This is a genomic window from Polymorphospora sp. NPDC051019 (genome assembly GCF_040683055.1).
Lineage (GTDB): Bacteria > Actinomycetota > Actinomycetes > Mycobacteriales > Micromonosporaceae > Polymorphospora > Polymorphospora lycopeni.
The window spans coordinates 57845-75911 of sequence record NZ_JBFBCH010000031.1; the positions used below are offsets into that span (position 1 = coordinate 57845).

The window sequence follows — 18067 nt, forward strand, 5'->3', positions numbered from 1 at the left end:
GCGGGGCGGCCCCGCGTTACGGCAGGGCGGCCGGGGCCCCGCCGGGCGCGCCGGTGGGCGCCGGCTCGGTGTGGTGCGTCGATTCGCGCTGGCGGGCGTCCTGGCTGGGAGGTACGCCGAACTGGCGCCGGTATTCGCGGCTGAACTGTGACGGGCTGTCGTAGCCGACGTGGCGGCTGACGCCGGTCACGTCGTTGGAATCCGTGGCGAGTAGCAGTCGGGCTTCCTGGAGCCGGATCTGTTTCTGGAACTGGATCGGGCTCATCGCGGTGACCGCCTGGAAGTTGCGGTAGAAGGCGGACAGGCTCATTCCGGACAGCTGTGCCAGGTCCTGGACGCGGAAGGACTGTCTGTAGTGCTCGCGGATCCATCGCACCGCCCGTGCGATGTGGGTGAGACTGCTGTCGGCGAGGCCGAGCTGGCGGACGATGACGCCCTGATCCCCGGTGACGAGCCGCCAGAGGATTTCCCGTTTGATCAGCGGCGCCAGCACCGTCCTGTCGCGCGGCTTGTCGATCAGGCGTAGCAGCCGGATCACCGCGTCGAGCAGTTCGTCGGGCGCGTCGCTGACGGCGATGCCGGACGGCGCGCCGCCGTCGACGGGTGGGAGATCTCCGGGGGCCGCCGCCAACAGCAGCTCGGCGACGGCGGCGGGTCGCAGGATCAGGCCGACGCCCAGCGCCGGCCGTTCGGGGCTGGCATCGACGAAGTGGCCGGTGACCGGCAGGTCCACGGACGCGACGAGGTACTGGCCGGCACCGTACTCGTACACGCGATCGCCCAGCGCGATCCGTTTCGTGCCCTGTGCGATGAGCGCCAGCACCGTGCCCGACATCGACGGTGAGGGTGGAGCCGACTTATCGACCTTGGAAATCAGAAGGTCCTCGATGGCGGTGCCCGCGTCGGGCCGGGCGTGGCGGCTGAGTAGGCCGCGAAGTTCCCCAAGTCTCACCCGCCCAATTCAAGCACTGCCTGATCCTCGCCACAACGAGAGGATCAGGCAAGACGTTGCGAGCATCGTTCTAACGTTTCCACTGCTCACGGTGATTCGATGAGGTGGTCGATATTCCCGGAGCGGATGCCAGCTCCAAGGCTGGGAGGAACAGGCACCCATGACAGTCACCCACGGATTCCACGCCACCATGACCGCACGACCGGGCAAGGGCGACGAACTGGTCGAACTTCTCCTCGACGCCCCGTCGCTGCCGAACCAGGACTGCGTCGTCTTCCTGGTCTCCCGCTCGGCCAGCAACCCGGACGTCGTCTCCGTGACCGAGGGCTGGACCAGCCAGCCGGCGCACGGCGCCTTCTTCGCCACCGAGCAGGCGCAGGCCCTGGTTGCCAAGCTGCGCCCGCTTCTCGCCGACGAATCGCACTACGTCGACGAGGTACCGGTCGGCGGCAAGGCCGCCTTCTGAAAACGCCGTCAAGAGAAAGGACCATCGTGGTGTTGGCACGACCTGACTTCGACCCCGCACTGCGCATGCTGCTCGCCGACATGCCGCTCGTCCCCCGACTCACCCCCGAGGCCCTGGCGCAGATCCGGCCGTACGCGTCGTCACCGGTCGAACCGCTGCTCGACGGCCGTGCTGTCGAGCGGCGCGAAGTGACCATCTCCGCTCAGGACGGCACGCGGATCCCGCTCTCGATCCTCACTCCCACCGGGATGGCCCGTACCGCCGCCGCGCCGTGCGTCTACTGGATCCACGGCGGCGGGATGGTCATGGGCGACCGCTATTCCCAGATCGACATCCCGCTGGAGTGGCTGGAACTGCTCGGCGCGGTGGTGATCTCGGTCGACTACCGGCTGGCACCGGAGGTCAACGGCACGACCCTGGTCGACGACTGCTACCACGGGCTGCTCTGGACCGCCGAGCACGCCGCCGACCTGGGCATCGATCCGGCCCGGATCATCGTGGCGGGCGCGAGCGCCGGCGGTGGCCTCGCCGCCGGGGTCACCCTGATGGCCCGCGACCGTGGCGCTCCGGCGATCGCCGCCCAGGTGCTGATCGGCCCCATGCTCGACCACCGCAACACCACCACCTCCAGCCGGCAGTACTCCGGCGAGCCGGGTGTCTGGACCCGCGAGATGAACGAGTTCGCCTGGCGATCCGTGCTCGGCGACCTCGCCGGCGCCACGGTACCCGCGTACGTCTCACCGGCACTGGCCGACGATCTCGCCGGCCTACCCACCACCTACGTCGACGCCGGCTCGGCCGAGGTCTTCCGGGACGAGGGCGTCAACTACGCCGCCCGGATCTGGGCCGCCGGTGGCCAGGCCGAACTCCACGTCTGGGCCGGAGGCTTCCACGGATTCGACGCGCTGTATCCGCACGTACCGGTCTCGGCCGCGGCCCGACAGACACGCAACGACTGGCTCACGCGCGTACTCGGCACGGCTCCCGACATCCAGACGAAGGAAGAGGGCTGACCATGCGGATCGCCATCGTGACCGGCGCCAGTTCCGGCATCGGACAGAGCGCGGCCATCCAGATCGCCAAGCGCGGAACGGGCGTCATCCTCACCTACCGCGACAACCACGCCGGCGCGTCGGACACGGTCGCGACGATCGAGAAGAACGGCGGCACCGCTGTCGCGCTACGGCTGGACATCGGCCGATCGGAGACCTTCCCGGCATTCCGCGACTCCGTTGTCGCCGTCCTCCGCGACACCTGGCAGCGCGACACGTTCGACCACCTCGTCAACAACGCCGGATCCAGCCGGATGGCCCTGTTCGAGGACACCACCGAGGAGATGTTCGACGCACTCATGCGGGTGCTGCTCAAAGGCCCGTACTTCCTCACCCAGACGCTGCGACCGCTGCTGGCCGACGGCGGCGCCATCGTCAACGTCACCAGCAACGCCGCGTCGTTCTCCGGCCTCGAGCCCGGATACTCCGCCTACGGCACGATGAAAGGCGGCCTGGTCGTACTGACCCGCTACCTGGCCAAGGAGTTCAGCCGACGCGGCATCCGGGTCAACTCGGTCTCGCCCGGTTCCACCCGCACCCGCATCGCCGACAACGCGTTCGAACGCCACCCCGAGGTGGTCCCCGGCCTCGCCGCCAGAACCGCCCTGGGCCGACTCGGCGAACCGGACGACATCGGCGTAGCCATAGCGGCACTACTCGGCGAAGACGGAAGCTGGATCACCGCACAGAACATCGAGGTTTCCGGCGGCTACAACCTCTAGCAGCCCACCGTCCGACTTCAAGGGGTGCATCAGCGGGATGGGTTCCTGACATGCCTTGCGTCGCCGGCGGCCGCCTGCGCCTCGGTTCCCGGCACGACTATCCACTCGCATTCTCGGATCCACGACTTCGTTGCGGACCGTGATCGCCACCACTGCGACCGCTGGGCCGCAGGCAGCGTCGAGGCGACGTGTACGGAACTTGTTCCGCACAGCCCCTTCCCCGCATTACCGATCGCCGGTCAGGCTTGCCGTCACAGGTCGAAGCGACCACACAGGACCTCTTCGTCTTGCAGGACCCGGCGTTGCCCGAGGACACCCTGTCCTCCTGCGCCCTGACCTGACCGAACAAGTTGAAGGAGGTTCCACCGGGCCATCCAGGCCCGCCCACGGCAGAGGAGGAATCAGTCGGACACTGAGTGTCATCCTCGGCACTTGTTCATGGCCGGAGCGTTGGCCGTTCCGGCACAGGCCGCGCCGTCCGATGAGTCTGTGCAGATCCTTGCGAGCTTCACCGCGTCGAACTCCTTCGGCAGGGCGTCAGGAGATCGGGGCGTGTACTCGCAGAGGGTCACCGCGTCCGGCACGATCACCGACTACGCGGCAAACCCGTCGACGTCCTACGCCTACCTGAGCTGGCAGGGAGTACCACCACGGCGCCTGGACCAACCGAAACGAACAGATCGGCTGGGCGGCCAACGGTACGACGAAGCCCATCTCCGGCAGCTTCCTGACTCCGTATGACGTGCGCCCAACGTACGAGTCACGGTGTGCACGTCCGCCGGCAGTTGGTACTGCGGTGTCCCAGCCTGAGGAACGGCCTCAGCGGTCGAGGCCTCGACAGGAGCGGCCCACAGCGTCGAACGCCGTGGGCCGCTCCCGGTGTAATGCCGGCCATCGAGGTCGAGATGTGGCCCGAGGACGCACGGCCCCTGATCCGGTGTGGCGGCCAACTCGGCCAACCCCTCACGTGAAGGGCTCGTCACGTCATCGGGCACCGCGGCTGACGCCGGGCAGGCCGGGCTTTTCAGGCACCGACAGCGCCTCGATCCAGCCCTGGACCCGCTCGGTCACGTCGGCGGCCGTCAGGCCGATCTCGGCAAGAATCTCGGCCCGCGTGCCGTGGTCGATCCACTGCGCCGGCACACCCAGGTCACGCAACGGCACGTCCAGCTCATGGTCACGCAGCAGCTTGGCGACCGCATCGCCGACGCCGCCGTTGCGTACCCCGTCCTCGATGGTCACGACCAGCTGGTGCGCGCCCGCGAGCCCGACCATCTCGACCGGCACGGGGCGAACCCAGCGCGGATCCACCACGGTCACGCCGAAGCCCCGCTTCGCCAGTTCGGCCGCGACCTGTACCCCGAGGTGAGCGAAGGGTCCTACCGCGACCAGCAGGACGTCCCTGCGCTCACGCGTCTCGGCGAGTACGTCGATGCCGCCGACCTGGCGCAGCGCGGGCAGGGCGGCCGGCACCGACCCGGTCGGGAAGCGCACCACCGTCGGCCCGTCGTTGATCGCCACCGCCTCGCGCAGGGACATACGCAGGGTCTCGGCGTCCCGAGGAGCGGCCACCCGGAGGCCCGGCACCACGCCGAGGATGGACATGTCCCAGATGCCGTAGTGGCTCGGCCCGTCCGGCCCGGTGACACCTGCCCGGTCGAGCACGAACGTCACGGGCAGCTTGTGCAGTGCCACATCCAGCAGCACCTGGTCGAAGGCACGGTTGAGGAAGGTCGCGTAGATCGCCACCACCGGGTGCAGCCCGGCCAGCGCGAGCCCAGCGGCAGACGTGGTCGCGTGCTGCTCGGCGATGCCGACGTCGAACGCCCGGTCCGGGTAGGCGGCGGCGAGTTTGTCGATGCCGGTCGACTCCGGCATCGCAGCCGTGATGCCGACGACGTCGGGCCGCTCTCCCGCGATGGCCACCAGCTCGTCGGCGAACACCTTCGTCCACTTGAGACTGGGGGCGGCCAGCTGCTTCCCCGTTTCCGGGTCGAAGGCACCGGGCGCGTGCAGCCGGTCGGCCTCGTCCTGCTCGGCCGGCGCGTAGCCGTGACCCTTGTGCGTCACCGCGTGCACGATGACCGGGCCGCCGTAACGCTTGGCCCGGGTGAGCGCCGACTCCATCGCCGCCAGATCGTGGCCGTCGACCGGTCCGACGTATTTGATCCCGAGATCCTCGAACATCGCCTGCGGCGCCACGGCATCCTTGATGCCCTTTTTCACCGCATGCAGCGCGTCAAACAACGGCTTGCCGACCAGCGGGGTCTTTTCCAGAGCGTCCTTGGTGAAATCGAGTATCTTCTCGTACCCCGGATCGAGCCGCAGAGACGCAAGGTGATCCGCGAGCCCGCCAATGGTCGGCGCGTAGGAGCGGCCATTGTCATTGACGATGATGACCAGACGGTTGCGGGTGGCGGCGATATTGTTGAGCGCTTCCCAGCACATACCACCGGTGAGGGCACCGTCCCCCACTACCGCGACGACGTGCCGTAGCTCGCCTCGCAGGGCATAGGCCTTGCCCATGCCGTCGGCATAGGACAGGGCGGTGGAGGCGTGGCAGTTCTCGACGAGGTCGTGCTCGCTCTCGGCCTGGCTCGGGTATCCCGTGAGCCCGCCGCGCCGCTTCAAGAGGTCGAACCCGTCCTGCCGCCCGGTCAGAATCTTGTGCACGTAGGCCTGGTGCCCGGTGTCGAAGATGAACCGGTCACGAGGGCTGTCAAAGATGCGGTGCATCGCGAGCGTGAGTTCGACGACACCCAGGTTGGGGCCGATGTGACCACCGGTGCGCGCCACTTTGGCGACCAGGAAATCCCGGATCTCGGCTCCGAGCACGGTCACCTGCTCGGGCGCCAGGGTCTTCAGGTCCTGGGGCCCGCGGATCGTGCTCAGCAGGGTCTGCGCGTGGTCACTCATAGCCGGAAAGACTATCGGGCAGCTCAAGGCCGGCCAACCGACTCACTGGCAAAGTCGCTTGTCGATCATGTGGCACGGTGACGGTTCTTGCGGTGGCCGACCGGATTTCATAAATGATCCGTACCCGTTTCCGGGCGGGTGGCGCGGTGTCCCGGGCACACGCTGCCCTCGGCCGTGGATGGTCAGGTGCCGACCGGGCCGGCGACGTACGGCGGGCTGGCGGCGAGCCTGGTCCGCAGCCCGTCGGCGTCCGGGTGGTCCAGTTCGTCGAAGATGGCCAGGGCGGCCTGCCACGCCGACCGGGCGGCCTCGGGGGCACCGATGAACTGGTACGTTTCGCCGAGGTTCGCCAGCACCTCCGCCTCGTCGTAGCGGTCGCCGAGGGCGCGGTGCAGGTCGAGGGCCCGCCGGTAGCAGCGTAGGGCCTCGTCGTGCCGGCCGAGCCGGTGCTGGGCGTACCCCAGGTTGTCCCAGGCCAGCGCGGCGCCGTGCCGATCCTCGTTCTCCTCGTGCAGGGTGAGGGCCCGGCGGGAACAGTTGAGGGCCAGTTCGTGATGGTCGAGCCGGGCGTGCAGCCAGCTCAGGTTGTTGAGGGCCTTGGCCTGACCGACCAGGTAGCCGGCCGCCCGGTAGAGACTGAGCGCCTGCCCGGTCTGGTCGAGCGCCTCGTCGTGCCGGCCCTCCCGGGCGAGTATCCAGCTCACGCCGACGTGGGTGTGCGCCTGGCCGACCGGGTCCGCCAGCTCGCGGTAGAGGTCGAGGACCCGCTGGTAGTGGACGTGCGCGTCGGTGTTGCGGCCGAGCCACGTGCAGGCGATGGCGAGCCCCCGGTGGGCGTGCGCCCGACCGAGGCGGTTGGCGCCGCGCCGGGCGGCGTCGAGTGCCGTGCGCTGCACGGCGATCAGGTCGTGCCAGTGGCCGCGCCGGTCGAGGTAGGTGGTGAGCACGGCGGCCAGTTGCCACGCGTGGTCGTCGAATCCGGCCCGCCCGGCCCGGTCGACGACGGCCAGCAGAACGTCCTGCTCCGCCGCGAACCAGGCCATCGCGGCCGGGTGGTCGACCGGCTCGTCGCTGGTCACGTCCGGCCGCGGGGCCGCCGGCACGACGGAAACCGCCAGCCGGTACGGGTCGAGCAACCGGTCCGCCGCGTGCGTGGTGTGCAGGTAGTGGTCGAACAGGCGGTGACTGGCGACGGCACGCTCGACCTCGCTGTCGATCGTGTGGCACAACTCGGCGGCGTAACTGGCGAGCAGGTCGTGCTGCGCGTACCGGCCCGGTGCGTGTTCGGTCAGCAGGTGCGCCCCGGTGAGCCGGGCCAGGAGCGGACGTACCCGGGCCGGCGGAATCCCGGCGAGGCTGGCCAACGCCGGTTGTCCCGCGTCCGGTCCGGGGTGGAGCCCCAGGAGGCGGAACAGCCGGGCGGCATCGGGCTCCAGCGCCCGGTACGACCAGGAGAGGACCGCGCGTACGTCGGTCGCCGGGTCGCCGGTGTCGAACGCGGCCAGGTCACCGCCGCGTACGTCGCGCAGTTCGGCGGCGAGGGCGGCCAGCGGCAGGTGGGGGTGGGTCGATGCCCGTGCCGCCACGACGGCCAGTGCCAGCGGCAGCCCGGCGCACCGTCGAATGATCTCCTCCACCGCCGCGAGGTCCGCCGTGGTTCGGTCCCGCCCGATGCGCTGCCGCAGAAGCTCCCGGGACTCCGTGGCGGTGAGCAGGTCCAGGGTGAGCGGTCGCGCGCCTTCCGCGATGACCAGGCCGGTGAGCCGGTTGCGGCTGGTGACGACCACCAGGCACCCCGGTGCTCCGGGCAACAGGTCCCGGACCTGCTCGGCGTCGCGGGCGTTGTCGAGCAGGACGAGCACCCGCCGGCCGGCCATCAGGGTGCGGTAGAGGGCCGCCTGCCGGGACAGCTCGGTCGGTACCTGCTGTCGTGGTACCTGCAGCGCCTCCAGGAATCCGAGCAGCGCCTCGGCCGGTCCGACCGCCCGCCCACCCGGATCGAAGCCGCGCAGATTGACGTAGAGCTGTCCGTCCGGAAACCGGTGCGCCGTACGGTGCGCCCAGTGCACCGCCAGTGCGGTCTTGCCGACGCCGGCGGTGCCGCCGATCGCGGAGATCACGACCGCCCGGCCACCGGCGCCGTCAGCGCCATCCAGCAACGCGTCCAGTGCGCGCAGTTCGGCCTGACGGCCGGTGAAGCCGGGTACGTCGGTGGGCAGTTGGGCCGGTACCGGTGCGGCGGGGATCGGCACCGCATCGGGCGGCGGCACGGAAGCCGGACGGGGACCGGGCTGCGGCTCGGGTTCGGGATCGGGCATGTCGTGGCGCAACACCCGTAGGTGCGCCGCAGCCAGTTCGGCGGCGGGCTCCACCCCCAGTTCCTCGACCAACCGGCGACGGGTTTCGGCGTACACCTCCAACGCGCGCGCCCGCTGGCCCGCACCGGCCAGCGCGAGCAGGTACCGGCTGATCAGCGACTCGCGCAGCGGGTGGGCGTCTACCACCGGACGCAGCACCTCGATCACGTCCGCGTGCCGGCCCAGCGTCAACTCGGCCGTCGCGAGCTGCTCGTACGCGGACAGCCGCTGTTCGTCCAGGCGCGCGGCGGCGGACTCGACGAACGCGCCCGCCGCGCCGGCCAGTGCCGGTCCACGCCACAACGCCAGCCCGGTCCCGAGCAACTCCGCGGCGGTCGCCGGCTGACCGGCCGCGACGGCCGTCCGGGCTTGGGCCACGGCGCCGGTGAACACGGCCAGGTCCAGTTCGTCCGGCCCGACGACGAGGCGGTAGCCGCCGGCCTGGGTGAGCAGCACGTCCGTGAGGCCGGCGCCCCGCAGCGCCGCCCGGATCCGCGACACGCATACCTGGACCTGGGTACGGGAGCTGCGGGGCGGCTCGCCCGTCCAGAGCGCGTTGATCAGTTGCTCGGGTGACACCACCCGGCCCGCGTCGAGGAGCAGCAGGGCCAGCACCGCGCGTTGCTGGGGGCGCCGGAAGTCCAGGACCTTCCCGTCGATGTCGGCCTCGACGGGGCCGAGTATGCGCCACCTCATGCTCCTCCTCACCCTGCACCAGCGATGGAGCAGTCCGATGTGGATCGTCTGGTCGGTCCGTCCGCGCCAAGCCGCCGGATAGCAGACGCCAAGCCCGGCGAACCAGGCTTGTCGCCAGTGACCGACAGGCAGGGGTCGATCCAGGTGCGTCCCGCTGCCTGCTCAGGATTTAGGAGGTAGCAGTGCGCACATTCGTACATCGCGGTTTCGCCCGGCTCGCCGTGGCCCTGGTCGCCCTCGGTACGGTGGGCGTGGGCTGGACGGCTCCCGCGTCCGCGGACCCGGCCGGGCTGGTGCTCAGGGGCGAAACGACGCAGGAGAACAGCAGCGACAAGTCGCTCCCCGTCCGCTGCCCGGCGAACACGGTCGTCAGCGGCGGGGGCGCCTACCTCACGACGTCGCCCGACGCCGGGGGGCGCGTCGCGGTGGACCGGTTGGAGCCGCTGGCCGACGGCAGCGGGTTCGTCGCCACGATGCGCGAGGCCGGGCCGGTCGACTACACCGGTGACTGGCGCTTCACCACCAGGGCCATCTGCGTCTCGCCGCCGGCCGGGTATCAGGTCGTCGCGGTGACCGGGGCGGTGGGAACGCAGTACGTGACGGCCAGTTGTGGAACGAAGAGCGTCATCGGGATGGGTGGCCGGGTCAACGGCGGCGCCGGGGACGTCGTGCTGGACCAGGTGGTGCCGTCCTTCGACCTGAAGTCCGTCACCGCGCGCGGCGTCGCGGTCCAGGGCGCGACCACGCCCGGCTGGTCCGTGACAGCCTTCGCCGTCTGCGCCACCGGCGTGGCGGGCCTGGAACGGCTCTGGGACGTGTCACCGAGCGACAGCACCCCGGACAACCTCGCGTCCGTCACCTGCCCGGCCGGCAAGGCGCTGTACAGCGTGGGTGCGGACATCAACGCCGGCAACGGTCAGGTGCTGCTGTCCGGGGTCAACATCGGGCCGGAGGACACCGTCCGGGTCTGGGCCGACGAGGACGCCGACGGCCTGGCCGGGAACTGGACGGTCGCCGCGTACGGCATCTGCGGTAGCTGACCGGTACGCGGACTGGTCGCTCGGCTCTGGTCCGGTCGGTCGCGTCAGCGGCCGACCGGACCATCGGTCGTGGTTGGTCCGGTCCGCCGGTCGGACCCGTTGCGTGATGATTTGTTTCGTTGGTCGGTGCGGCAGGGGTCGGGCCGGGGTTGACCCTCTCCCCGGGAGAGGGTCGAGGCTTGTTGGAGGCGTCGGTGACGGGGTTGATGCCGATCGGGGTGTTCGCGCGAGCGACCCGGTTGTCGGTACGGGTGCTGCGGAACTACGACCGGCTGGGACTGCTCGTCCCGGCGTGCGTCGATCCGGACACCGGCTACCGCCGGTACGGCGTCGACCAGTTTCCCCGTGCCGGGCTGATCCGGCGGCTGCGAGAGATGGAGGTGCCGTTGCCCGAGATCGCCGAGATCCTGGCGGCCGACGTTCCGGAGCAGGCACGCGCCGTCATCGAGCGGCACCGGGACCGGGTGGCCGCGCAGGCGGCCCGGCTGGACGAGATCGCCGGGCGGTTGGGGGCCGTGCTGGCCGAGCCGGGGCGCGTGCCGGGGTGGCTGCACGTGTACGAACGGTGGCGCGTCGCCCAGCCGACCGCCCGTACCGTGGTGCGTACGCCGCCGAGCGGGCTGGCCGAGGCGCTGGCCCCCGGGTTCGCGCGCCTGTTCGCCGGCCTCGCCGAGCAGGGAATCGACCCGGCGGGGCCGCCCGGGACCCGCTACCTCGGCGACGACCCCGAGGCGACGCAGTGGCAGGTGGAGTTGTTCGTGCCGGTGGCACGCCCGCCCCGGCCGACAGCGACGATCGCGGCCGGCGAACTGGCGGGCTGCCTGCTCGCCGCGACCGTCCACGAGGGCGGCTACGACGACGTCGACAGCGCCTACCGTTCGCTGGGCCGCTGGATCGCCGAGCACGACCGGGTGCTGGCGGGCCCGGCTGAGGAGAGCTACCTCGTCCCGCCGGCGCCCGGCGTACCCACCGCGGCGCTCCGCACGGAGGTCGCCTGGCCGGTCCGCCCGTCGTCCGGCCCACCCCGACCAGCAGAACAGGAAACCAAGTGATCATCGAGAACGTGGCGTTCCCCGCCGGTCAGCACTGCGAGACCACCACGCTCGGCGCCGTGCTGCGCCACGCGGGCCTCGACCTGTCCGAGCCGATGCTGTTCGGCCTCGGCGAGGGGCTGGGCTTCGTCTACTGGGACGCCAGGAACATGGACTTCCCGTTCCTCGGCGGCCGTGGCAAGCCGGCCTCGATCACCCGGACCGTCGCCGACCGGCTGGGCCTGACGCTGCACGTCCAGGAGACCGCCTCGCCCCGCAGGGCCTGGCAGAACGTCACCGCCGCCCTCGACGCCGGACGCCCGGTCGGCCTGCAGCTGGACTCCTACCACCTGGACTACTTCACCACGAAGGTCCACTTCGGTGGACACTTCGCCGCGATGTACGGTTACGACGACACCCACGCCTACCTGATCGACACCGCGCAGCAGGGCGGCGCCGTGACGACCACGCTGGCGAGCCTGGAACGGGCCCGCAACGAACGCGGACCGATGACCGCCCGCAACCTGTCCTACACCGTGACCGGCCCCACCGGCCGGCCCGACCTGGCTCGTGCCGTCCGGACCGCCGTCCGCGGCAACGCGCACACCTTCCTCGACCCGCCCATCGCCAACCTCGGCCACCGTGGCATCGCCAAGGCGGCCCGACAGGTGACGCGCTGGCTCGACCGCTCGACCGACCCGTCGCGCGACCTCCCGCTCGCCGCGAGGCTGATGGAACGCGGCGGGACCGGCGGCGCACTCTTCCGCAACATCTACCGCGACTTCCTCGCCGAATGCGCCACGCTCGTCGACGACGACAACCTCCGCCACGGCCACCAGATGTACGCGAAGATCGCCCCGCTGTGGACCGGGGTCGCCCACCACGTCACGACCGCCGGTGAAACCGGCGACCCGGACCACCTCGCCCGCGCCTCGGAAATCCTCGCCGAACTCGCCGACCGGGAACACGACGCCATGCGGGTCCTGTCCGCCGTCGGCGCCGACTGACCGCGGGTCCCCGACGGTCGCGTACGTTCGGTTACCGGCCGGCGCCGGCCGCCTGTGGGGCGAAGACGATGTTCCAAGGGCACGCCGAGTCCGGCGCTGGGGCGCCTGTCGGGGCGGGTGAGGGCTCGTCCAGCGTCTCGGCGGCGATCTGCGCGAAATGCTCCGCCGCGGTGTGCGGCGCCGGTGCGGGCCACGCCGCGGAGACGACCCGGTGCAGTGGGTGATCGACGATCGGGCGCCAGACCAGGCGCGGCTCGCGCCGGGTGGCTTCTTCCGGTTCGAATGCGATGCCCCTTCCGGCGAGTACGAGTCCCAGCACGAATTCGGGATTGCGTGCGTGCCGCACCCGTGCCGGCGTGAAGCCGTGCTGGCCGGCGACCGACGCCACCCACGCCTACGCGCCGCGCCTGCTGACAGCGTTGGATCGGCCGGCCCTGGTCGTGCCGGTGCACTGGGACGACTTCGAGACGCCGCTGAGCAATCCTCCGTCCACCACGCCGAACGACCGTCGGCGGCTCGACGCCTTCCTCGCCGCCGTACGCGAGACGGCACCACGCACCACGATTCTGCTGCCGGAGTACCTGACCCCGTACAGGCTCGGTTAGCACCAGGAACATGAGCATCGTCGCCTGTTCACTTCTGGCCGCCATCGCTTTCGCGCTCCTGCTGCGGTGGTGGGGCGGAGCACTGTTCACCGACCGATGGAGAACCCCCGGCTGGTTCATCGCGACGGCCGGACTCTGCACGGTCGCCGCCGCCGTCACGTGGTTCGTCGGCGTTTTCTCCGGTTCCTCCCTGGACCCGAAGGAATCCTGTCGCGCAACAGGCGTCACCTACGACGAGGCCTACCGCTCGCTCCAGTGGCGGGAACACGCGCGATGGTTTCCGCTGCACAACTGGTGCAACGCCGAATACGACCTGGTCCCGGCGTGGGTCAACCCGGCTCTGGTGTCGCTGGCCCTACTGGCCACCGCTTGTCTGGGCGTGGCCGGCTGGCTCTTCGTCGAACGCCGAAGGGGCCGGCGAACAAGCTGACCGGTGCGCCCCGACTCTCTCGACGCCCTCACCGGACGCGAGCGGATCCCGGGTACCGCTCGTCGGTGACAGGTTCGAGCCAGGTCGGTGCGGTGACGGCGGCCAAGCGGCGACGCGCGGCTCCGGATCCGGTTCCACGCGGGGATCAACTCGGTGGCACCGCGCCTCCCTGCGGGTTGCCGCAGCGGATCAGGAACCCGGCAGGTCGCGCATCAGTCTCCGTACCGCCTGGACATCCGGTCGCGACGACGTGTGGCCGTCGCGTCGGGGTGCCGGTTCGCCCACGGCGCCCGCCGGGTCCATGAGCCGGCGCAGGCCGGTTCGCATCAGCGCACCGTCCATGGAGGCGATGCCGCTGAGCGTGAGCACCGATACTCCCTGGTCGAAGGCGGCCATGAGTTGGGCGACGTCGTCGACCGGAAGGACTTCGCCGGTCGGTCGACCATCGGCCGCGACCCGCCCGTAGGCGTCGATCATCACCTGAACGCGCTGCCGCAGCGCATGGATGAGCGTGTCGTCGCGGGCGGCGGTGGCGATGAACTCCAGTGTCGCCAGGCTGAACCCGCGCACCATCCGCGCCGCGTCGTCGGTCGCGGCGTCGGGTACGGGCGTTTCGGTGTCACCTTCCGCCGCCGCGAGCGGGTCCCAGCCTTCGCCGCGCAGCATCTCCAGGTTGTGGTCCATCACCGCCAGGAACAGTTCCGCCTTGCCCTCGAAGTTCGAGTAGACCGCGCCTTTGGAGAACCCGGCCTCGTTGGCTATCCCCTCCAGGCTCGCCGCGTGGTAGCCGTCGCGGGTGAACGCGTCGAGTGCCGCCAGGATGAGCGCTTCGCGGGTCTCCTGCTGGCGCTGCGCACGACTGCGCGGGGCGCGGCGCCCGGACGTCGGGGGGCGGGGATCCATGCCGCGATTCTAGTCAGTTGACCTACCATCCGAATCCAGATACCGTCGGTATTCGAATACCAACGGTATCCCGATGGAGGTTCAAGAAGCCATGAGCAGCGCAGTACTGGAGGTGGAGGGCCTCACCAGGCGGTTCGGACCGGTCGTCGCCAACGACCGCGTCGGGCTACGCGTACGCCAAGGAGAAGTGGTCGGCCTGCTGGGACACAACGGAGCCGGCAAGACCACATTGGTCTCGCAGATCGTCGGACTGCTCCGCCCCGATGCCGGATCGGTCCGGGTGGCCGGCGTGGACGCGATCGCCGACCCGGCGACCGCGCGACGCTGCGTGGCACTCCAAGCCCAGGCGCAGGCACCGCTCGACGGCCTGACACCCAGGACAGCCATCGAGATCGCCGGCCGGCTCCGCGGCATGTCCCGCACCGACGCGAGAAGCTCCGCACGCGCCCTGGTCGACGAACTCGACATCGGCGAGTGGTCCGACCGCCGCGCCACACCGGACGGCGGCGGCCTGTCCGGTGGCATACGCCGACTCACCGCGTTCGCCATGGCCGCCGTCGCGAAAACGCCACTGGTCATCCTCGACGAGCCGACCAACGACGTGGACGCGGCCCGGCGTCGACGCCTGTGGAAGACCGTACGCCGCCTCGGCGACGAGGGCGCCGGCGTCCTGCTCGTCACCCACAACGTCGTCGAAGCAGAACGCGTGGTGGACGACCTCGTGGTCCTCGACCGCGGCAAGGTCGTCGCCTCCGGATCACCGAACCAGCTCCGCGGGACCAACGACAACGACCTGCGACTCGAACTCTCCCTGCAGCCGGACGGCGGTGACCCCTCCGAGTCCCCCCGCGACGTACCGATCCCGATCGTCCGCCGCGTCCGCGTCGGCCGGCGCGTGCTGATGACCCTTGACGCGGCCGACGCCGAGGCCGCCGTCGCCTGGGCAACGACCCTCCGCTCGGACAAGCGCATCGACGGCTACGCGCTGGCGCCCGCCACCCTCGAGGACGCCTACCTCGCCACCACAACCGACGCCGCCGAACAGGCGACCACCGCGCTGAAGGTAACCGATGTCTGAGACGACGACCGCCCCCGCACTCGCGCCGATGGGCACCCGCACCCCGCCACGCACCGCCCCATGGACGACGTACGGGACCCTGCTGCGCTGGACGATCGCCCAGACCGGCGCGATGCTGCCTCTCGTCATCGTCGTACAGGCCTTGCTCGCCGCCGGAATCATCATCGGGTTCGGGTTCCTCATCCCCGACATCGACACCTCGTCGGCCCGCTTCCTGTCCACCGGCGCACCCACGGTGCTGCTGATGGTCGTCGGGCTCGTCATGGTCCCCCAGGGCGTGGCCCAGGCACGCACCAACGGCACGTTCGCCTATCTGCGCGCGCTACCGGTGCCGCGCCCGTTGCTGCTGCTGGCCGACCTGACGGTGTGGCTGGTGGTCGCCCTGCCGAGCGTCGCCGTCGCGGTGATCGTGGCCCAGTTGCGGTACGGCTTCAGCTACGCCTTCGACTGGCCCCTCCTGGTGGCCGCGGCCGTCCTGACCGCGGTGACCGCCACCGCGGTCGGCTACGCGATCGCGGTGACGCTGCCCCCACTGCTCACCCAGCTCACGACCCAGGTGCTGGTGTTCTTCGTGATGCTGTTCTCGCCGGTCACCTTCCCGGCCGGCCAGCTCCCCACCTGGTTCCAGACGATCCATGACGTACTGCCGTTCCGACCGGCCGCGGACCTGCTCCGCGCCGGGCTGCTGTCGGACACCTACACCGCGAGCCGGCAGGACCTCGTCGTGCTGATCGCGTGGTGTGCGCTCGGACTCGCGGTGAGCATCCGCGCGATGGTTCGCCGCGGCTGACGACCCCGCCCCGTCCCGACCCGCCTTGGCAGCCGTATACGCCTCCCGATCGTGCGGGATGCCCCCGCGCGCGGGCGCCATCGGTACAGCCACGGGGGCGAGCGCGAGGCTGGGCACGGGTGACGTTCCAGGCGTCATCACCCGGAGATGGGCCTGGCCGGACATCGCCATCAGCCCATCGACCTGTCGTTTTGTGGTGCGCACCGTGGGTAACCGAGCAGCATGGCTAAGGGCGACAGATTCCACAAGGGCGACCACGTCTCGTGGGCCAGCCACTCCGGTCGGGCGTACGGGACCGTCAAGGAGGAAATCACCGAACGCGTGAAGGTCCGGGGGCACCCGGTCAACGCGTCGCTGGAGCACCCGCAGTACCGGATCCGCAACGACGACTCCGGCAGGGATGTCGCGCACCGGCCGGAGGCGCTACGTCGTGAGCAGGAGTGACGAGGGCCGGGACACCTTGAGGAACAGCGAGGCGAGCACCCTTCGGCCGGGTACGGCAACGGCAGCTGGTCAGGGGTAGCCGCATCGTCGGTAGTGGCAGGTTCGGGCTTGGTGCGGCGGCGTCCGCGCCATCGGGACCAGGCCCAGACCTGTGTGTCGCACTGCGGCTGCGATGTGTCGTAATGCCCTGGTCCCCGCTCGGTCCCCAGCTCTCGCCTAGCTCACCGGCGAATCCGGGCCTCTCGTGCCGCGCCGGCATCTGCTAGCTTCGGGCGACGTTGACGAGCGAGTCGGGGATCGACCAGACCGCGGTCCCTTGTGGAGTCCGTGCTCGCACCACGATCCGCTCGCCCTCGTCGGCCACATCCTCTATGACCAGCGGAGAAAGACCCGAAAACACCGTCCGCACAAGCACGTCGACATCCATCACGCGAGGGTCAACAACCCCCACAACTCTCCGTCACCACCGAAGGTGAGACAGGGCCGTTCGCGAGACAGTCCCGTGCTGAGCTGGAATGACAGCCGCCCGGGTCGCTATGGTGACGACAAGCGTCCTGGAGTTCCTGCCGACATTGGGGCTGAAGGACCGAGTTGTCGGAGTTCAGGCGGTCGGTCCAGGCGCCTTCCCACGTCGTGCCCACGGTCTGCGGCGTGGGTAGCCGGCCGTCGAGACGCATCAACGGTGCCCCGCGCCAGCGACGTCGGCGAGCCCGACGCGGCAGCCGTCGCGCTCGACCTGCCCGCGAGGGACCGATTCGCTCGGGCCCTGGCGGACATCGCCGCTGTCGGCCGGTCCTGGCGGGCACACCGGCCCGGACACCCCGGAGACCACCGCCCGGTGCGCCCGCAACACGTTTGGAAAACCGGAGATTTCTACCGAGGAGCTGCGGAGGTTGGCTCCTTGGCCCGTTGACCCTGTGCCGTGCCATAACTGGTTCGCAGGCGTTGTGAACTGCGGCTTTGTCTGCCGCAGCACTGGTCACCGGCATCGGTCGGCGGCAACGCCGCCACGCTCATCTGTCGGCCGCGTACGCCTCCTGGGATGTCACGCCGATGGCGTCGATGCGGCCCCACCGTCCGAGGATGTCGAGCAGTTCGATGCGACCGAACCGTTCGGGCAGTGCCGGCACGACCACCAGATCATCGCCGTAGGGCTCGAGGCCGAGCAGCGTGCGTATCAGCAGCAGGGGCGCTGCGGTGGCCAGGGCCTGTGGGCTGTTCGCCGCGGGTTCCTGGACGGGGTGCCGGGTCAACTCGCGGTCGTAGCCGCCGAAGGCTTCCGGAAGTCGACCCTGGAAGTGCCGGGACGCGTCGATGATTCCCTCGGCGATCCGCCCGGCTTCCTGGTGGAATCCGTAGCGGCGTAGCCCCCAGGCGATGAAGGCGTTGTCGAATGGCCAGACGGTGCCGACGTGGTAGCCGAGTGGGTTGTACTGCCCCTCGCCCTGCGCGAGGGTGCGTACGCCCCAGCCGGAAAAGAGGCGGGGGCCGAGCAGGTGTTCGGCGATCTTCGGTGCCCGGGATTCGTCGACGATGCCGCTCCATAGCAGGTGGCCGATGTTGGAGGAGAGGGCGTCG

At 70.4% G+C, this 18067-nt stretch carries 17 protein-coding genes and 1 pseudogene; 11 read left to right on the forward strand and 7 right to left on the reverse strand.

What is annotated here, in order from left to right; genetic code table 11:
- Positions 1-16: 16 nt before the first annotated feature.
- Positions 17-952 (reverse strand): AraC family transcriptional regulator, encoded by a 936-nt coding sequence (locus AB0M79_RS33565; protein WP_364221910.1) that lies wholly within the window; start codon positions 950-952, stop codon positions 17-19.
- 160 nt (positions 953-1112) lie between these two features.
- Between AB0M79_RS33565 and AB0M79_RS33570 the strand changes: the two genes are divergently transcribed.
- From AB0M79_RS33570 to AB0M79_RS33580, 3 genes are read left to right on the forward strand one after another with little or no spacing between them, the layout of a single operon-like run.
- Positions 1113-1418, forward strand: coding sequence for an antibiotic biosynthesis monooxygenase (locus AB0M79_RS33570; protein WP_364221913.1), 306 nt, complete (start codon positions 1113-1115; stop codon positions 1416-1418).
- A 29-nt stretch (positions 1419-1447) separates the two neighbouring features.
- Positions 1448-2431, forward strand: coding sequence for an alpha/beta hydrolase (locus AB0M79_RS33575; protein WP_364221916.1), 984 nt, complete (start codon positions 1448-1450; stop codon positions 2429-2431).
- 2 nt (positions 2432-2433) lie between these two features.
- The gene (locus AB0M79_RS33580; protein WP_364221919.1) at positions 2434-3192 is read left to right on the forward strand and encodes an SDR family oxidoreductase; all 759 of its coding nucleotides are present in this window, start codon (positions 2434-2436) and stop codon (positions 3190-3192) included.
- Between the two features lie 984 nt (positions 3193-4176).
- On the opposite strand, the gene dxs is transcribed toward AB0M79_RS33580, so the two are convergent.
- Together dxs and AB0M79_RS33590 are read right to left on the reverse strand one after the other, a co-directional pair.
- Positions 4177-6108, reverse strand: a complete 1932-nt coding sequence (gene dxs, locus AB0M79_RS33585; protein ID WP_364221922.1) for a 1-deoxy-D-xylulose-5-phosphate synthase — start codon at positions 6106-6108, stop codon at positions 4177-4179.
- A 182-nt stretch (positions 6109-6290) separates the two neighbouring features.
- Entirely contained in the window at positions 6291-9161 is a 2871-nt protein-coding gene (locus AB0M79_RS33590; protein WP_364221924.1) for a BTAD domain-containing putative transcriptional regulator, read from the reverse strand.
- A gap of 182 nt (positions 9162-9343) precedes the next feature.
- On the opposite strand from AB0M79_RS33590, the gene AB0M79_RS33595 reads away from it, so the two are divergent.
- From AB0M79_RS33595 to AB0M79_RS33605, 3 genes are all read left to right on the forward strand, one after another.
- Entirely contained in the window at positions 9344-10201 is an 858-nt protein-coding gene (locus AB0M79_RS33595; protein WP_364221927.1) for a hypothetical protein, read from the forward strand.
- Positions 10202-10395: 194 nt separating this feature from the next.
- Positions 10396-11253: a MerR family transcriptional regulator gene (locus AB0M79_RS33600; protein WP_364221930.1), complete on the forward strand. Its 858-nt coding sequence runs from the start codon at positions 10396-10398 to the stop codon at positions 11251-11253.
- Positions 11250-12239, forward strand: coding sequence for a BtrH N-terminal domain-containing protein (locus AB0M79_RS33605; protein WP_364221933.1), 990 nt, complete (start codon positions 11250-11252; stop codon positions 12237-12239). The genes AB0M79_RS33600 and AB0M79_RS33605 overlap by 4 nt, the downstream gene beginning before the upstream one ends.
- 31 nt (positions 12240-12270) lie before the next feature.
- Here the strand turns inward: AB0M79_RS33605 and AB0M79_RS33610 are convergent, their stop codons facing one another.
- Positions 12271-12627, reverse strand: coding sequence for a LysR substrate-binding domain-containing protein (locus AB0M79_RS33610; RefSeq protein WP_364221936.1), 357 nt, complete (start codon positions 12625-12627; stop codon positions 12271-12273).
- Here AB0M79_RS33610 and AB0M79_RS33615 point away from each other — a divergent pair.
- A complete protein-coding gene (locus AB0M79_RS33615) occupies positions 12596-12844 on the forward strand; it encodes a hypothetical protein (protein ID WP_364221955.1) in 249 nt (82 codons plus the stop codon). The two genes, AB0M79_RS33610 and AB0M79_RS33615, sit on opposite strands and share 32 nt — an antisense overlap.
- A 10-nt stretch (positions 12845-12854) precedes the next feature.
- Positions 12855-13274 (forward strand): hypothetical protein, encoded by a 420-nt coding sequence (locus tag AB0M79_RS33620; protein WP_364221939.1) that lies wholly within the window; start codon positions 12855-12857, stop codon positions 13272-13274.
- A gap of 189 nt (positions 13275-13463) precedes the next feature.
- On the opposite strand, the gene AB0M79_RS33625 is transcribed toward AB0M79_RS33620, so the two are convergent.
- A complete protein-coding gene (locus AB0M79_RS33625; RefSeq protein WP_364221942.1) occupies positions 13464-14177 on the reverse strand; it encodes a TetR/AcrR family transcriptional regulator in 714 nt (237 codons plus the stop codon).
- A 91-nt stretch (positions 14178-14268) separates the two neighbouring features.
- Between AB0M79_RS33625 and AB0M79_RS33630 the strand changes: the two genes are divergently transcribed.
- The 3 genes from AB0M79_RS33630 (at position 14269) to AB0M79_RS33640 (ending at position 16489) form a co-directional block, all read left to right on the forward strand.
- Positions 14269-15255 (forward strand): ABC transporter ATP-binding protein, encoded by a 987-nt coding sequence (locus AB0M79_RS33630; protein WP_364221945.1) that lies wholly within the window; start codon positions 14269-14271, stop codon positions 15253-15255.
- The gene (locus AB0M79_RS33635; protein WP_364221948.1) at positions 15248-16045 is read left to right on the forward strand and encodes an ABC transporter permease; all 798 of its coding nucleotides are present in this window, start codon (positions 15248-15250) and stop codon (positions 16043-16045) included. Before AB0M79_RS33630 ends, AB0M79_RS33635 begins: the two co-directional genes overlap by 8 nt.
- Before the next feature lie 222 nt (positions 16046-16267).
- A complete protein-coding gene (locus tag AB0M79_RS33640) occupies positions 16268-16489 on the forward strand; it encodes a DUF2945 domain-containing protein (protein WP_357534560.1) in 222 nt (73 codons plus the stop codon).
- A gap of 262 nt (positions 16490-16751) precedes the next feature.
- Here AB0M79_RS33640 and AB0M79_RS33645 read toward each other — a convergent pair whose 3' ends face one another.
- A complete protein-coding gene (locus AB0M79_RS33645; RefSeq protein ID WP_364221958.1) occupies positions 16752-16916 on the reverse strand; it encodes a hypothetical protein in 165 nt (54 codons plus the stop codon).
- 586 nt (positions 16917-17502) lie between these two features.
- Positions 17503-18067 (reverse strand): annotated as a pseudogene (locus tag AB0M79_RS33650) (amylo-alpha-1,6-glucosidase); the annotation flags it as partial.

Coding starts and splice junctions, on each gene's coding strand:
- AB0M79_RS33570 (WP_364221913.1), top strand. CDS start 1,113: ATGACAGTCACCCACGGATTCCACGCCACCATGACCGCACGACCGGGC.
- AB0M79_RS33580 (WP_364221919.1), top strand. CDS start 2,434: ATGCGGATCGCCATCGTGACCGGCGCCAGTTCCGGCATCGGACAGAGC.
- dxs (WP_364221922.1), bottom strand. CDS start 6,108: ATGAGTGACCACGCGCAGACCCTGCTGAGCACGATCCGCGGGCCCCAG.
- AB0M79_RS33590 (WP_364221924.1), bottom strand. CDS start 9,161: ATGAGGTGGCGCATACTCGGCCCCGTCGAGGCCGACATCGACGGGAAG.
- AB0M79_RS33620 (WP_364221939.1), top strand. CDS start 12,855: ATGAGCATCGTCGCCTGTTCACTTCTGGCCGCCATCGCTTTCGCGCTC.
- AB0M79_RS33625 (WP_364221942.1), bottom strand. CDS start 14,177: ATGGATCCCCGCCCCCCGACGTCCGGGCGCCGCGCCCCGCGCAGTCGT.
- AB0M79_RS33630 (WP_364221945.1), top strand. CDS start 14,269: ATGAGCAGCGCAGTACTGGAGGTGGAGGGCCTCACCAGGCGGTTCGGA.
- AB0M79_RS33635 (WP_364221948.1), top strand. CDS start 15,248: ATGTCTGAGACGACGACCGCCCCCGCACTCGCGCCGATGGGCACCCGC.
- AB0M79_RS33640 (WP_357534560.1), top strand. CDS start 16,268: ATGGCTAAGGGCGACAGATTCCACAAGGGCGACCACGTCTCGTGGGCC.
- AB0M79_RS33645 (WP_364221958.1), bottom strand. CDS start 16,916: ATGGATGTCGACGTGCTTGTGCGGACGGTGTTTTCGGGTCTTTCTCCG.